The sequence below is a fragment of the Desulfosoma profundi genome, assembly GCF_055387865.1.
The window spans coordinates 2,802,816-2,819,090 of record NZ_AP042420.1 but is presented as its reverse complement, the minus strand read 5'-3'; the positions used below and the strand labels follow the sequence as shown (position 1 = coordinate 2,819,090).

Annotated in this window: 9 protein-coding genes; all 9 read left to right on the top strand. The window is 57.5% G+C overall.

The window, feature by feature from the left end:
* The first annotated feature begins 925 nt into the window (after window positions 1-925).
* The 9 genes from ACZ5K9_RS12190 (at window position 926) to ACZ5K9_RS12150 (ending at window position 16,182) form a co-directional block, all read left to right on the top strand.
* A complete protein-coding gene (locus tag ACZ5K9_RS12190; protein WP_464271605.1) occupies window positions 926-2,134 on the top strand; it encodes a PilZ domain-containing protein in 1,209 nt (402 codons plus the stop codon).
* 64 nt (window positions 2,135-2,198) lie between these two features.
* A complete protein-coding gene (locus ACZ5K9_RS12185; RefSeq protein ID WP_464271604.1) occupies window positions 2,199-4,622 on the top strand; it encodes a tetratricopeptide repeat protein in 2,424 nt (807 codons plus the stop codon).
* Between the two features lie 226 nt (window positions 4,623-4,848).
* Entirely contained in the window at window positions 4,849-5,643 is a 795-nt protein-coding gene (locus tag ACZ5K9_RS12180) for an N-acyl amino acid synthase FeeM domain-containing protein (protein ID WP_464271603.1), read from the top strand.
* Between the two features lie 235 nt (window positions 5,644-5,878).
* A complete protein-coding gene (locus ACZ5K9_RS12175; RefSeq protein WP_464271602.1) occupies window positions 5,879-6,745 on the top strand; it encodes an N-acyl amino acid synthase FeeM domain-containing protein in 867 nt (288 codons plus the stop codon).
* 262 nt (window positions 6,746-7,007) lie between these two features.
* On the top strand, window positions 7,008-9,212 hold the full coding sequence (locus ACZ5K9_RS12170) for a ThiF family adenylyltransferase (protein WP_464271601.1): 2,205 nt from the start codon (window positions 7,008-7,010) through the stop codon (window positions 9,210-9,212).
* Window positions 9,213-9,247: 35 nt separating this feature from the next.
* Complete coding sequence (locus ACZ5K9_RS12165) at window positions 9,248-10,066, top strand: outer membrane lipoprotein-sorting protein (protein ID WP_464271600.1); 819 nt, start codon at window positions 9,248-9,250, stop codon at window positions 10,064-10,066.
* An 11-nt stretch (window positions 10,067-10,077) separates the two neighbouring features.
* Entirely contained in the window at window positions 10,078-12,228 is a 2,151-nt protein-coding gene (locus ACZ5K9_RS12160) for a DUF1302 family protein (RefSeq protein WP_464271599.1), read from the top strand.
* A 91-nt stretch (window positions 12,229-12,319) separates the two neighbouring features.
* Window positions 12,320-14,677 (top strand): efflux RND transporter permease subunit, encoded by a 2,358-nt coding sequence (locus ACZ5K9_RS12155; protein ID WP_464271598.1) that lies wholly within the window; start codon window positions 12,320-12,322, stop codon window positions 14,675-14,677.
* On the top strand, window positions 14,674-16,182 hold the full coding sequence (locus ACZ5K9_RS12150; RefSeq protein ID WP_464271597.1) for a B12-binding domain-containing radical SAM protein: 1,509 nt from the start codon (window positions 14,674-14,676) through the stop codon (window positions 16,180-16,182). The genes ACZ5K9_RS12155 and ACZ5K9_RS12150 overlap by 4 nt, the downstream gene beginning before the upstream one ends.
* Window positions 16,183-16,275 lie beyond the last annotated feature (93 nt).

Genomic DNA, 16,275 nt, shown 5'->3' with positions numbered 1-16,275 from the left:
TCTGCCCTAGGGATGCAAACGGATTCCGCCCTGTGCAGTTTCTTGCGCAGTTTCTATGCAACCCGATGCACACTTCGAGCCCTCTACGACCATCCGCGCCCATTGCCTTTTCGAGACCAGGGCCCGAAGGTCCGCGCACGGCGCCATGAAAAAGTTCGAAGGAATCCTAAGGGATTAAGACACTTGCGATTTTTTTCCCATTTCACGAGTTGTGAGTCCGAGGATTTGTCGCCGTTCCGGTACCTTTTTTGCTTGAACACTGTTGATTTGATGGATCCAGAGAAAGCCGCGATCGAACGACGTCGAAAGGATTCCCTGTGAGGGTGCCCCCCTTCATAATGGGAGAGTGTTTTCAACGCACTGGGGGAGAAGCCGCTGGAAAAGCGCAGCGGGTGACCAATCCACTCAATGACTCAATGACTCAATGACTCAATGACTCAATGACTCAATGACTCAATGACTCAATGACTCAATGACTCAATGACTCAATGACTCAATGACTCAATGACTCAATGACTCAATGACTCAATGACTCAATGACTCAATGACTCAATGACTCAATGACTCAATGACTCAATGACTCAATGACTCAATGACTCAATGACTCAATGACTCAATGACTCAATGACTCAATGACTCAATGACTCAATGACTCAATGACTCAATGACTCAATGACTCAATGACTCAATGACTCAATGACTCAATGACTCAATGACTCAATGACTCAATGACTCAATGACTCAATGACTCAATGACTCAATGACTCAATGACTCAATGACTCAATGACTCAATGACTCAATGACTCAATGACTCAATGACTCAATGACTCAATGACTCAATGACTCAATGACTCAATGACTCAATGACTCAATGACTCAATGACTCAATGACTCAATGACTCAATGACATACAGGGGGAGGGACGTGCAGGGACTCACAGTGAGGGGGGAACGCCGACGGGAATGTCGTGTTCCGGTTTGGCTGGACGGGACGTTGAAGGCCGGGGACGAACGGTGGGCCTACTCCGGCATTGTGGAGGACCTGCACCGGTTCGGTGTGAGGGCCCGTGTTCCCGAGTTGGAGACCCTTTCGGAAAATGAGCCCGTGGTCGTGGACTTTCCTCAAGTTCCATCGACTCAACCCGTGAGGGGACGCGTGCGCTGGGCGAAGTCTTGTGAGGAAGGGGGGATTCGGTGCGGCATCGCCCTTGATGATGTCCTCTCTATGGATCTGCCGCTGGAGTGGGTGTCGGATGCCTGCAGCCGCCTCTTGGAACAAATCCGCGGCACCGCCGTCCAAACCCCGCCCGATGCGCGCCTTTTGGAAAAAACCCTCCTGACATTTCATGGAGAAACCTGGATGGGCGGATTGCTCCGTGTGAGCTCAGAACCCACTCAAAATGTTTTGAACACGCTGAGCGCCACTCTGGAGTTGCAGGGTTTGCGCCTCCGCAAGGCTCTTTCGGAAACCCGGATCAGTAAAAGTTCCCCGGAAACACCATGGACTTCCCTTGGGCAGCGCGCTGCGGAACTCTGTGACGAACTTCAAGGAGCTTCTTCCAAAATCAAGCAATACATCCATTGCCTTCGCCTTATGCACGGAGCGTTGCTGCTTCAGCCGGAAAGCTACCTTTACACCTTGGATCCCACACAAGCGATTCAGCAGTCGGTTGCTGCCATGGAAACGATTTGTGCCTTCCTTGGAGGCAAGCTCGGCGTCTTGCGGTTCAAAATCGAAAACGGTGCCTTACCTCTTTTAGCCATCCGCCCCGTAGATTTTCGGCAGGCCATGGATGCCTGCCTTTTGGGTCTGTTGGAATCGGCAATGACCACCGATGCCTCCGCGGTGACGGTGGGCTGTTTCGTCGCTGATGGATGGATCAGGATCACTATGGGCCACGACGGATTCCGGCTGATGCAGATGGATACAATGCACATCGAGCCCGAGGATGGTCGTTTTCTGGAAAAAACATCGGGCCGCGACGAACGGACGGCTCTTCGTTTTTATCACGCCATTTTGCCGTTGCGTGATTACGGGGTGCGGCTGCATATTTTTTCCGAATCGGGTCGGAATCGGGTGCACTTGCAGTTGCCGTCCGTCCATGTGTTCCCCCGGCAGAAAGCTTCGCTTTAAAAATGAACCTTAAGAAGCGGCCCAATGGCGTTCGCCGCTGACTTTTGTCAAGGAGACACTTTCCATGATCCACGCTCTGACATTGACTCGAACCCGCTCCATGCTCACGATTTTATGTGTATCGTTCGCGATAACTCTCACCTTCGGATGCCAAAGCCCAGAAAAAAAATTCGCCAAACACATGGAACGGGGAAAGGTCTACACCGAAGAAGGTAAATTGGCGGAAGCCCTTTTGGAGTACAAAAATGCTTTGCAGGCCAACCCCAAATCCCCGGATGCTTACTTCTTTTTGGGTGAAATCCATCTGAAACAAAACGATCTTCGGAATGCCTTTGGAGCCTTCAGCCAAACGGTGGCGCTCGATCCGAGGCATGTAAAGGCCCACGTGCGGCTGGCTTCTTTGTATCTACGGGCGAACCAGATCGAAAGGGCTCGGGAAGCCGCAGAAAAGGCCCTGGAAAATCAACCGGACGATCTGGACGCTCTCGTCCTTCGCGGCAGCGCCTTGGCTGGGGACAAACGTTTTGAAGAAGCCCTTCAAGACCTGGAACGGGCCATCACAATGGACCCTAAGCGGCTGGATGCATGGCTTCTTCGAGCGCAATGCCTCCTGTCCCAGGGACGCCTGTCGGAAGGGGAAAAGGCGCTTCGTGATGCCGCCGAAATTCTGCCCGATTCCCCACAGCCTCTCTACGCCTTGGCGCAGCTCTATGCCGCGCTGCGGGATCCCTCCAAAGCCGAACAGACTCTGAAATCCATCCAGGAAAAGTTCCCCATGGAGCCCCTGCACAACTTAGCCACAGCTCAGTTTTACGTGACCCAAAGGGAATTTGCCAAAGCCGAACAAGAGCTCCAGAAAGCCGTGGGTAAAGCTCCTGAAAATCCCCAATTTCGGATCGCTCTTGCTCGGTTTTATCTCAGCCGAGGGGAAGTGGACGAAGCAGAAAAGACCTTGACAGATACCCTTTCGGCCATGCCGGAGAGCATCGAACCGTACCTGGAGCTGAGTTCCCTGTATCTGATCAAAGGGAACCCCGACCAGGCCATGGATCTCCTGCGCAAGGCGTCTCAACTCCACCCGGAAGACCTTCGGCCTTTGCGCGCTCAAGCCGCTGTCCTTTATGAACGCAACGCCTTTGACGAGGCTCGCGCCCTCTTGAAAACCATCCAAACCAAAGCCAAAGGCGATCCCATGGCTCGGCTTTTGGAAGCCCGTATCCTTTTAAAGGAACAACAGGCACAACAGGCCCTGAACGTTTTGGACGGGCTCGTGAAAGACCACCCCAACTTGGCCGATGCCCATTACTACCGCGCGCTGGGTCGGATCCAGACGGGTCATGAGCAACAAGGCAAGGAATCCCTCGAAGAAGCTCTGAAACTCAACCCGGAACACTTTCTGGCAAAGATGGTCAAAGCGGAGCTTTTGCTGAAGGAAGGCAAGGCGAACGAAGCGGAAACTTTGTGCCGAGACGTGGCAAACAAGCAGCCGCGGGACATGCGGGCCCGCCTTTTGCTCGGCAGGACTCTGGTCGCCCAGAATCTCATGGATGAAGCCGAAAAGGTCTTTCTGGAAGTCCAGCGACTTTTCCCTGACCGGGCCGATGGGTACGTGAGCGCGGCCAATGTGTTGTTTGCGGAAAAACGGTACCAGGAAGCCCGCGGCCACTATGAAGCGGCTCTGGAACGGGCCCCTCGGTCCACGACGGCCCTTCGCGGTATCGTCTTGACGTATCTTTCGGAGGACAAACCCGACGAAGCCCTTTCCTTTATCCACGGTCGACGCTCCCAGGGCGATATGGAAAAAGGGCTGGAAGCTTTTCTTCGAATGCTCGAGGGGCAGGTGCTGCTGAAGAAAAAGGATCTTCAGGGAGCGGAGAAGGCCCTCGCCGCCGCCATTGAAAAGGTCCCCGAGTGGCCCGTTCCTTACATGATGCTGGGTGAAATCTACAAACGTCTTGGGCGGCTCGATGATGCCGAAAAGCGTTATGAAGTGCTTCTCGAAAGGCAAAAGGACTACCTCCCGGCGCTCATGAACCTTGCCATCATTCACCATGTGAGGGGACGAAACGACTCCGCCGCCCGATATTACGAAAAGATTTTGGAACAAAAGCCCGATTTCGCGCCCGCGGCCAACAACCTGGCGTGGCTTTTGGTTGAAACGGGCGGCAACATCGACCGGGCGCTGACCTTGGCCCAAATGGCCAAGGAAAAAATGCCGGACGACCCGGCCGTGGCGGATACCTTGGGGTGGATCTTTGTCCATAAGAAAGCCTATGCCAGCGCCATCGCGCAGTTCGAAATTGCTCTGCACAAAATGCCGGATCACCCCAGCATCCGTTACCACCTGGCAGTGGCCCTGGCAGAAAAGGGCGATATGGCGCGAGCGCGTATGGAATTGGAAAAAACCCTTGAGACGGGATCGCCTTTTCCGGAACAGGAAAAAGCGGAGGCTTTGCTGAAAAAGGCGAGAACCCACGCGGGCTCGTAAGGCCAAAACAGGAGAGGGACATTACGGTCCGCCAGCACTCCTGCCGATTCCTCCGTCACGCCTTCAGAGGAGCTCTGGGTATGCATCATGGGTCGAACGGTTTAGAGCGACGGCGCACCATCCGCATCAAAAGATCCAACCTGCTGGACCTGAGACTGGAAGATATTGACCGCAGGCCATCAAGATCGCCGAAACCCAAGACGAATACGAACAATCGTTCCGCCTTGTGCACGACACGTACCTTCGCATGGGCTATCTCAAGGCCCCTCAGCCCCACGGGATGCTCTACAGCGTCTATTCCCTGCTGCCCGAAACGGTGATCTTCGTCGCAAAATCCTATCTTACGGTGATTTCCACACTGACAGAGATTTTCGACACCGAAGCTTTCGGTCTTCCCATGGACGTGATCTATAAACCGGAATTGGACACGCTGCGGGGTGAAGGCCGGCGCGTAGTGGAACTTTCCGCGCTGGTCACTCCACCCAAGCTGCGGTGGCGCAACCTCTTCATGCTCCTTGCCCAAGTGATGTACCAATATTCGGTGTACCGCGGCGTCGATGACCTGTGCATCGCCGTCAACCCCAAGCACGTCCGCTTCTACAAGGATATTCTTCTTTTTGAAGACTTCGGGCCCGAACGGCACTATCCCCGCGTGGACGCTCCGGCTGTAGCGTTGCGGGTCGATATGCATCATATCGCCGACCGTTTGAAAGAAGTTTACGACGCCAACGATTTGGACTGCAATCTTTACGTGTACTTTCACCGCATGACCGGCTTTCTGCCCCAAGATCCCGAAAAAACGCCTCTCGATGTCCCTGAACCCCGCACCGACGCCGAACCCCCCGTTCCCTTCATGAACGGCCGAAAAGCGCAAATTGCCCGTCATTTCTTGGACCTCTCCCCGCAGTTGTGGGAAAACCTTTCTTCGGTGCAAAAAGATTTCCTCACCACCCACTACTTTTCGCTCATGGACACTCCGCCCCCGGTTGCCAGCCTCCCCAGTGACCCAGAGAATCCGTGAGTCACGGACACGTGGAGCGCCTCCGCATTCTCGGCGGACGACCCATCAAGAGAATACCACTTGAAGACAATTCTTTCATTGACACCGAGGCCTTTTGTACCCTAAGGACGGTGAGACCGCGTAGGAACACCTGCGCGTCGGCGTGAAAAATCTCGGGGGGCGGCAAGGAGTGATGGAGCGGAGCAGCACGCCCCTATGAAATGCCGCGGCACTGGAAACGATCATGGGAGGGTCCATGGCGTCAAAAGCCCTGGCGGAACGCCACCTGGCCTACCTGAGGCGGGGACGATATCTTGTGCTGGATCCGACATGGCAGCAACGCCTGATTCTCAAATGGGCCGAGACAGTGGAAGAACGCCAGGCGGCGTTTTCCTTGGTCCACGATGAGTACCTTCGGCAGGGTTATCTTGCCCGTCCGACCCCCTCGGGCATGATCTACCGCCTACACCACCTGTTGCCCACATCCCTGACCCTTGTGCTCAAAGACGGCGACGCCACCATCGGTACCCTCACCCATGTGCTGGATACGGACCTTTACGGTCTTCCCATGGACAAGCTCTATGGTCGTGAATTGGACGCATTGCGGCGTCAGGGCTGCCGCCTTGCGGAACTGAGCGCTTTGGCCGTGCGCCGGAGCCATTGCCTTCAGAGTCTCTTCATGCTGCTCGTCCGGGCCGCTTACGGGGTGGCGTTGAAAGAATCCGTGACCGATTTTTGTATCATGGTGAACCCCCGCCATGCCGACTTTTACCGTTCCATGTTTCTTTTCGAAGATCTGGGGCCTACGCGCCCTTATCCTTTAGTGAACGCGCCGGCGGTGGCCCTGCGCGCCGATCTCGTCACTTTCCCCGACCGGATTCAAGCTCTTCTTCGTCACGTCGGGTCGGATCAGTCCGTCTATCATTTCCTTACGGAATCATGGGAAACCGCCACGGGTTGGTCACGGGTGCAGCGCTGCCTCTCTCCGCCGCCGCAACCTCTTTCCCGAACCCAGATCCAAGACTTTCTCGCGAAGGAACCCTTGGCCCTCGAAGGACTCAACGTCAGCCAGAAAATCAGCATCTCTGGTCTCTGCCCGTGGAAATCCTTACGCCTTCATTGATCCCGTGAAGCCTTTCCCCCTTGCCATGGTAGTTTTCCTGCATTAGGATTGTGCTGCTTTTCGCTTCAATTGGAACGTGATCTTTTGGTAGGTGTCGTCCACACAATCCCGGCGCGGCTTGTGCCTATGAAGGATGTCTCTGAGATCTCCGGGATTCTCGGGGATCGTCCAGTTCCCGTCTTTCCCATGGTCCGGCAACCTTTGAGATATCCACGGTTCTACAGGATCTCATGAATCACTGACGGCCGAGGGTCATGACCTCATGAATCCAACCACGCCAGACGATCACGCCGCGTATTTCAGCCAGGCTTTCTGCCGTAATCTCGGTTTGGTGACATCCACGGAACAGGCGCTGCTTCATCGGTCATGTGTGGCCATCGCCGGGTTGGGCGGTGTGGGCGGACTTCACCTCATGACCCTGACGCGCATGGGGGTGGGAAGTTTTCATCTGGCCGACTACGATGTTTTCGAACCGGTGAACGTCAACCGTCAGGTGGGCGCGACGGTCCACACTTTCGGGCGCCCCAAGCTGGATGTCATGGTGGAACACGCCGTGGCCGTCAATCCGTTCCTTAAAATCTGCAGCTTTCCCGAAGGACTGACCGAATCGAACCTCGATGCTTTTCTTTCGGGCGCCGACGTGGTTTTAGACGGCTTGGATTTTTTTAATTTTTCCATGCGCCGGCTTCTTTTCACCACGGCTCGACAACGGGGCCTCCACGTGGTCACCGCCGGTCCCATGGGATTCAGCGCCGCCGTGCTGGTCTTTTCGCCCCATGAGGGCATGGATTTTGACGAGTATTTCCACATCTTGGAAGGCCTCCCCGAGGAAGATCGACTGTTGCGGTTTGCCATGGGGTTGGCGCCTCGCCCGACCCATATCCGGTACATGGACCCGAATCGGGTGAGTTTTCGTGAAAAAACCGGTCCGTCCATGGCTTCAGCCTGCATGCTGTGCGCTGCCGCAGCGGCCACGGAAACCCTCAAGATTCTTTTGGGCCGAGGTCCTGTGCGTCCCGTCCCCCATTACGTCCAGATCGACCCCTACACGTGGACGCTGCGACGAGGACGCTTGCGCGCAGGGAACCGAAACCCTCTCCAACGCCTGAAGACCGCATTCGTCAAACACATCTTTCTGGACGAGGGTGCAGGAGCCCACGGCGCGCTTTCCAATAGATCGGCCGATTCCGTCAAGCCCGACAGCGCCCCCGGCGCCGCTGAAGCGGACGGCGATTCGCCAAAAGGGGCAAGGCGGGTTCGATCTTTCGTCCGCCGGCTTTTATGCCCCCAACCGCCGTTCTTCGTCCCCCGGTTCGACTGCCGGCCCCGAGCCCACAAGCCTCCCTCCCCGTCGCCTTCGGGGCCCATCCTCAGCGAACCCATCGTCGGCTACCTCTTGGATGCCGCCGTGCAAGCGCCTTCGGGAGACAACGCGCAACCGTGGGCTTTTTCGGCAACCGACGACACGATCGACATCTTCGTCGATCCGGACCGGGACCGATCCTTTTTCAATGTGGATCAAATCGCTTCGGTGATTTCCGCAGGGGCCGCCGCCGAAAATATCCGCATCGCCGCCTCCGGTCTCGGGCTTTCCCTCCACGTGCAACCTTTTCCCGATCCCCAGGATCCCCTTTTCTGCGCCCGGCTCCGCTTCGAAAGATCGTCCGTTACCGAAGATCCCCTGGTGGAGGTCTTGTGGAAACGCTGCACGAACCGCAAACCCTATGACCGGGCGCCTCTTTCCCCCGTGATTCGCCGCGCTCTGGAAGCCTCCCTGGACGATTTTCCCGAAGCCGACCTCCATTGGGTCGTGGACCGGGCGGGAATCAGGACGTTGAGTCGAATCGTCTTCCAAGCCGACCGAATCCGCCAGGAGGATCGACGTCTTCATGAGCATCTTCACCGCATGATTCGCTATCGAACGGAAGAAGCTGTGGCGACCCGAGACGGCTTCCCGTTGAAAAATTTAGAAGCCGGGCGTGCCGGAGAAATCTTCCTTCGCCTCACCCGCCCGTGGTGGGTCATGAACGTTTTGAACCGGCTTGCAGTGTCCCGTGTAGTGGCTGCTCACGCGGCCCGAGGGGTTCGTCACGCTGCCGCCTCGGCGCTCCTCACCGTTTCAGGAACAACTCCCGCCCACTTTTTCCAAGGGGGCCGGGCCTTACAACGCCTCTGGCTCACCGCCACGGCATGGAATCTTTCCCTGCAGCCCATGGCCGCCATCACGCTTTTCTGGACCCGCGTTCAACGCCATGGATATGTTCAGTTTGAACCACGGCATCGGCGGCTTCTGGAACGGGTTTTTGCCGATTACCAGGCGCTCTTTCCCCATGTGGATTTCTTGAATTCGGCCCACGTGCTCCTGTTCCGCCTGGGCTGGGGTGCCGCCATCCAACAGCCGACGCTGAGGCGTCCCCCCGTCCTTCTGAAAAAGGAAAATCGGCCGGAGCCGCTTTCCCAGGGCTGAATCGTGCACGCTTTGAACGGAAAGGGGTGACGGGCATGGCAAGGTCTCTCCCAGAAAGGCACAGCGACAATAAACCGGACCGGCGCCTTTCGGCCGCCCTCTGGCTTCTGATGGCCATCCTTTCGGTGCCTTGGCCCTGCAGGGCGGACCTGCCCGATGGAAGAGAGATCGCGCAACGGATTTTCGATCGCCCCGTGGGGCGCGACGCCACCACGGAAGCGGAAATGGTGCTCATCGGTTCCGGCGGTCACGAAAGGGTGCGCCGTTTTCGGGCTCTGGTTCGGACCGACGGCATGGCACGAAAGAGCCTCATTCGCTTTCTCTCCCCTGCGGACATTGAAGGCACAGGTTTTCTCGTCGTGGAACATCAACCCGGCGATACGGAACAGTTCCTCTATCTTCCCGCACTCAGACGCAGCCGGCGCATTGCGGCGGCCCAAAAATCCCAGAGTTTTGTCAATTCGGACTTCACTTACGAAGACCTGGAACGGCGGGCTGTGGACGCTTCCCGCCACCGGGTGCTTGGTGAAGAAACCCATGGGGACATTCCCTGCTGGGTGCTGGAATCCATCCCCCTGGACAGCCCACCTTCCCAGTACGGCAGGGTGCAGACCTGGGTGGCCAAAGAATCCTCGGTCCCCGTTCGCATCGAGTACTTCGACAAGCAGGGAAAACACGTGAAAACTTATGAAGTTCGAAGCCTCAAGCAAGTTCAAGGCATTTGGACCGAAATGGAGGTCGTCATGCAAAATCTTCAAGACGGCCATCGCACCGTGCTCAAGACCTTGAACGTCACGTACAACACCGGACTTGACGACAACGCCTTCACGGTCCGCGCTCTGGAAACATGGTAGAGGAGCCCCCGGTGAGCCGCGAAGTCTCCTTACCTTCCAGTGTGTTGCAACGGCGAAAGTTCAGGGAGGCTTTGCCGGCGCACAACGGGGCCTTGATCCTCGGTCTTCTGATCTTTTTCGCTTCGGCCGGTCCGGCGCAGGGCGTCGGGGCTTTTCCACACGCGCTGCACGTTTCCATGGACGAAACCCGCCTGGAAGTGCACACGATGGAGGGTCCTTCGGCGATTCGAACGTTCTTTTTGGAAGCGCCTCGGCGTTTCGCCGTGGACCTTGAGTTTCCCAGCGGGCCGCCGGCCGCGGCCGACGCCGTCATTCCGGTATCTTTGGATCCCCGCATCGAAAAAATCACCATTACCCGCCACCCCCGTCATGTGCGCTACACCTTTTTCGTGAAAAGGGGGGCATCGGCCAGGTACCGTGTGGAAAGGCACGCGTCCACAGTCTCACTTGTGGTTCAATCCGAGGTTTTGGGAACCGCCCCGATGCTCCCCGGCAAAGCCATGCTCCAAGGCGGTGCGGAAGTTCCGGACATCGCTTCGAAGTCAGATCCCGGGCTCCTCGGCGATCCCTCCAGCAGCGACGGGCTTCACGTGTCCATCAGGGACCACCGCGCCCCCACGACCGATCCCGCGCCTCGGGACTCTTATGGACACCCGGCGGGCGGCGCCGACACCGTCGCTCCGGAACGCCCGGAGGCAGCGCCGCCGGTCCAACCGACCGGGGGATCGGCCATGGCGCAGAATCCTCACCACCCCGAGACCTCAACGGTTGAAAAAGCCCCCGAGGCGGTCCGTGACGCGGTCGGCCCGGTGGTTCACCTTTTCGCAGAGGGAAATGCTCCCCAAAGGGAAGACAAAGGGGGGCGCGAGAAGTTTCGTATTCGCGGATTCGTGGAAGCGACCGGAGGATCGGATCTTGCGCGGGAGGATCCTTTCGAACACACCCAAAGCTTTCGAAACCGTATTCGGCTGGAAACCAAGCTCCCCCTGACGGCGCCTTTGGAAAAAAGCCATCTTCTCGTGTCGGGAGAATCGGACTTCCTCTGGTTCGGCCCGAATCGGGACTGGAACGATGACGATTTCTCTTTGTACGAAACCTATTTCCAAGGATCACAGGGTCCCTGGGAATTCCGGCTCGGAAGGCAAATCGTCCGCTGGGGGAAAACGGACCAGTTGAGTCCCGTGGACAACCTCAATCCGCAGGATCTCAGGCAGTTTGTCGTCCCCACCCTGGAAGAGCAGAAAATTCCCAACTGGATGGCCCTCGTCCGCTTTTTCCGGCAGCCTTTTTCATTGGAAGCCGTCGCCATTCCGTTTTTCGAGCCGCTCGAAATCGACGTCTTCGGCACCGACTGGGCCGTCTTTCGCCACACCCGGGAGGTCCTCAAAGAGGCACCGCTGCCGCTGCCGCTCCGCGAAGCCGCCGCGTCGGTGGGTACGGACAGAACCGAACCGTCCCGCACCTTCCGGAATGCACAGTGGGGGTTGCGCACGGGATTCACCGCGGGCGGCTGGGATATGGCCGCAAGTTATCTTTACGGCTGGAACCCCATGCCCTTGATCAAGAGTTTTCCCGTCAAAGGCATTCGCACGGACGGTTCCTTCGATCCGGACGACATCCTCCACGTCGCCTCCCAGGGGATGTTTGTCCCTGGGGACGTGGCCATCGGCTACCACAGAACCCACACGGTGGGCGTCGAATGGGAAACGGTATTGGGAAACTACGGCTTCCGGGGGGAAACGGCCTTGACTTCCCACGCGGTCTTTCTCACCTCGGATCTCACTTCCGTCACCCAGCGCGTCCTCTTCAGCGTGGTGGGCATCGACCGAACCTGGGCCAACGACTGGTACGCTAACCTGCAACTGGGCCACCAGGTGCTCTTGGACTATGACGATTCGGTTCTCTACTTCAAACGCCACAACCTCTCGGTGAATGGGGAAATTCGAAAGGATTTCCTTCGAGGCGACCTGGAAGCGCGCCTGCGCGGCCTCGTCCTGCTGACCGACGGGGGAAGCCTTTGGAATCCTTCGGTGACGTACCGTCGTTTCGCACCCCTTTCCATCACGACCGGGCTCAACCTTTTCGCCGGTCCGTCCGATACCTTTCTTGGAACTTACAGCCACAACGATCAGGCGTACGTGACGGTTCGTTACGATTTCTAATTCCCAAACGGCAGTCCTCACCTCATTGACGCATCGGGGCCATGGGCGCCCACAAGAGATCACGGCTGCCGGATAAGGATGATGGGCTTCCATGCGGTGGATCATGGGATGGTTGGATAAGCTCCCGGAACGGGTCACGCGTCGGCCCCGCCTCACCTTGGCGGTGACTCTCCTAGTCGGCCTCGGCTTCGGGGCCTTCGCGCCCTTTGTCCGCACCGTCAACAATGTGGATTACTTTACCCTGGAAGATCACCCGGACACTCGTTTTTACGAGCAGTTCAAAAAAATTTTCGGCAATGACGAATTCTTCGTCATCGCCTTTCAAAAGCCGGATCTTTTCAGCATGGAAAGCCTGCTCCTCATCAAGGATCTGACGCAAAAGCTGGCGGGCCTGGAAGGCGTACGCGACGTCTTGAGCTTGGCCAATGTGAACGACACGAGAGGTGGGGACGCGGTTTTCGAAGTGCGCCCGTTCCTTCAGGATATCCCGGAAACCCCTGAAGCGCTTCAAGAACTGCGCTCCCGCGCCCTTTCCACCCCGCTTTACGTGGGCCAGATCCTTTCTCGAGACGGAACCACCACGGCCATCGTCGTCTTTGTTTCGGACCGCCCTGAAGATCCCGACCTTCGCCGTCGGGTGCTGGCCGAGACGGAAAAAATTCTCGCACCGTACCGCCGGGACGGCACCACCTTTCATCTGGCCGGATGGACCGTGATCAACGTCGCCTTGAGCCGGTACATGAAAGACGACGTGTTTCGCTTCATTCCCATCACGTATCTACTCATCGGAGTCACCGTTCAGTGGATTTTCCGGAGATTCCGCCTCACCCTTTTGGCCCTCGTCAATATCTCCGTCTGCTTGGCCGCCTCCATGGGATTCTTCCGCATCGCCGGCATCACGCTGAACAACGTGACGGTGATTGTTCCGCCGCTGGTCATGGCGCTGTCCCTGTCCGACACCGTCCATATTTTTGCTCACATGCATGCGTCGGTGCTTCACTCCGTGGGAAACGACGGGCGCCGAGCCCTGACCGCCGTCCTGTCCCGAGTGATCCGTCCGTCTTTTCTCACCACCTTGACGACCTTCGTGGGGTTCTTGTCCCTTGCGGTCAGCCCCATTCCGCCCATCCGCGATTTTGCATGGACAGGATCCATGGGAATGGTTTTTGAGTTCTTTTTCGCCTTTGGGCTGCTTCCGCCGCTGATCCTCCTCTGGCCTCCGGAAGAGCTTTACGGCCGGCCCGAAGAACAACGGGCCCTGACCACGGTCCTCGAGGGAACCCGCCGGTTGGTGGTGAACCATCCGCAGGCCGTCACCGCCTGCTGTGTTGTTCTCATCCTCGGCAGTGGACTTTTGGCCCAAAGAATCCGCGTAGAAACGAGCCTGATCGATTATTTCAAACCTTCCGATCCCTTGCGGCGCTCCTTGGACTTCGTGGAGCGGAACCTGGCCGGGGTGAGTGCCTTCGACGTGGCGGTGAGCGCCGAAAAAGCGGATGCTTTCGTGGAGCCCGATATGCTCCGCTACCTGGAAGCGCTCCAAGAGCATGGAAAAGCTCTGGAGGGTGTGGACACGTCCGTATCCCTTGTGGATTTTTTAAAAGACATGAACCGGGCGTTCCACGGGGAAGATCCTGCCGAGTACCGCCTCCCTGAGAGCCGCAGTCTCGTGGCCCAATACCTTTTGCTCTACGATGCCGACGACTTGAAAGATTTTGTCACCGATTCGTACAAGGACGCCCGTGTAGCCTTCCGCCTTTCTGAACACCGCTCGCGCCTTCAGGCGCAAATCCTCGATCGTGTCAAGGATTTTGCCAAGTCGTCCGCGCCGGAAGGCATCACCGTGCGGGTCACCGGCCGGGCCGTCCAGGACGTCAACACCATTGACGCTTTAGTCACGGGACAGGTGCACAGCCTGGCGCTGGCGGTCCTCGTCATTTGGGCCGTCATGATCACCGCCTTGCGGTCCTGGAAACTGGGGCTTCTGAGTCTTGTGCCCAACGTGTTTCCCATGGCTCTCAACTTCGGCATCATGGGTTTCCTGGGCATCGCGCTCAATACGGCCACGGCCTTGATCGCCACGGTGGCCATCGGCATGGCCGTGGACAACACCATCCATTTTCTCAGCGCCTACGCGGACAACCTCCCGTCAAATCTTTCCCACAGAGAGTGCGTGGCCCGCGTCATTCTGTGGAAAGGGCCGGCCATGGTCTCCTCTTCCGTGATTCTTTTGATCGGCTTCGGCGTTCTGGTCTCCAGCCATTTTGTGCCCACGGTGCACTTCGGGCTCTTAAGCGCCGTGATCATGCTCAGTGCATTGGCCGGGGATATCCTCTTTCTTCCCGCGTTGCTGCTGTGCACCGGGGGGCCGAAAAAGCCGATTCTTCGCCGACCGGCCTGGAGGCCCGGGCCGAACTCAGCAGAAATGTTGCGAAAGGAGTCCACATGAAAGTCCTGTTCATTAACGCCAACACCTTCAAACATCCCTGGCCCGTGATCCCCTTCGGCCTGTGCTGTGTCGCCGCCGCCGTGGAACAGGCGGGCCATGAGGTGCGTGTGCTCGATTTGTGCTTCGCCTCCCATCCCGCGGCAGCCGTCCACGACGCGGTGAGAGAGCATCGCCCGGATGTCGTGGGCATCAGCGTGCGCAACATCGACAACTCCGTGGGGTACAATACGCACTTTCTCTTGGAGTCGACCAAGCGTCAGGTCATCGAGCCTTGTCAAAAGGTGTTCGACGGGCCCGTGATTCTCGGCGGTCCCGCATTGGGGATCAACGGCCCGGAGATTCTCGAGTTTTTTGGCGTCCCTTTCGCCATCGCCGGAGATGGGGAAGAAGCCATGGTCGGCTTTCTCGCCTGTCTTCAGGCCGGGCAATCCGTGCAAAACACACCCGGTCTGATCTATCGATCACCCGGGGGAACCATCGTTCACAATCTCCCCGCTCGGGTGCGCGACCTCAACAGCCTGCCGATGATCGACCCCAGCCGATATGTGGATCTCCATCTTTACCGCCGGTACAATTCCCCTTTGCAGGTGCAAACCAAAAGGGGATGCCCCCTCAGGTGTGTCTATTGCACCTATAATCGGATCGAAGGGCATCAATATCGCCTCAAGAGCCCCGACAGGGTCGCCAAAGAGATTGCTTGGCTCGTGGAGAAGACCGGCATTCACGCCGTGGAGTTCACCGACAGCACCTTCAACATTCCCTTATCTCATGCCAAGGACGTTCTGCGGGCCTTGATCGCCCGCGGCTTGAACCTTCAGGTGCGCACCATGGGGTTGAATCCCGGCGCCGTGGATGAAGAGTTGGTCGAACTCATGAAAAGAGCCGGTTTCAGCGAGGTGGATGTGGGCGCCGAATCGGGGTGCGACCGCATGCTGGAGGCTCTCGGGAAAAATTATCGGAAACAAGATATCCTCAGAACCGGGAAACTCCTTCATGAGGCGGGTATTCCGATCACGTGGTATCTCCTTCTGGGTGCCCCTGGCGAAACGCCAGACACGATCCGCGAGACTTTCGAGACCATGGAGCAGGCGGCCTCGCCATGGGATCTGATCAACGTGGCCGTCGGCATGCGCCTCTACAGCGGCGCCCCTCTTGCCGAAGAGGTCAGACAACGTTTTCCGCGGTTAGCCGTCGAGACGCGAAACTTTCTTTTTCCGGTGCATCTGCCCGACGCCTATGCCGTCGATGTCCCCACCATCAAGTATTTGACGAAACGGCAGGCGATGCAAAAGACCAACTATTTCATGTACGATGAGGACGAAAAGACCCCTCCTGTGATCCTTCGAACCGTGGCCGCGCTCATCAGGTTTCTCAGGCTGCGTCAGCCTCTATGGCGGTCTTTTATCCTGCTGCGGAAGCTCCAAAAGCTGGCCGGTTACACCGCTGTGCGTCGTCTCTTTTATGAGATGAAAATGTGGGGCCGCGCAGAGTATCGCGGTTTCTAGGGGATCTTGCTCGGGGGATGACGGCTGGCTTGTTTGCCTGACAAAAAAAGCGGTGCAGGGGATGTCCCCTGCGACCGCTCATGCCTTTTTCGG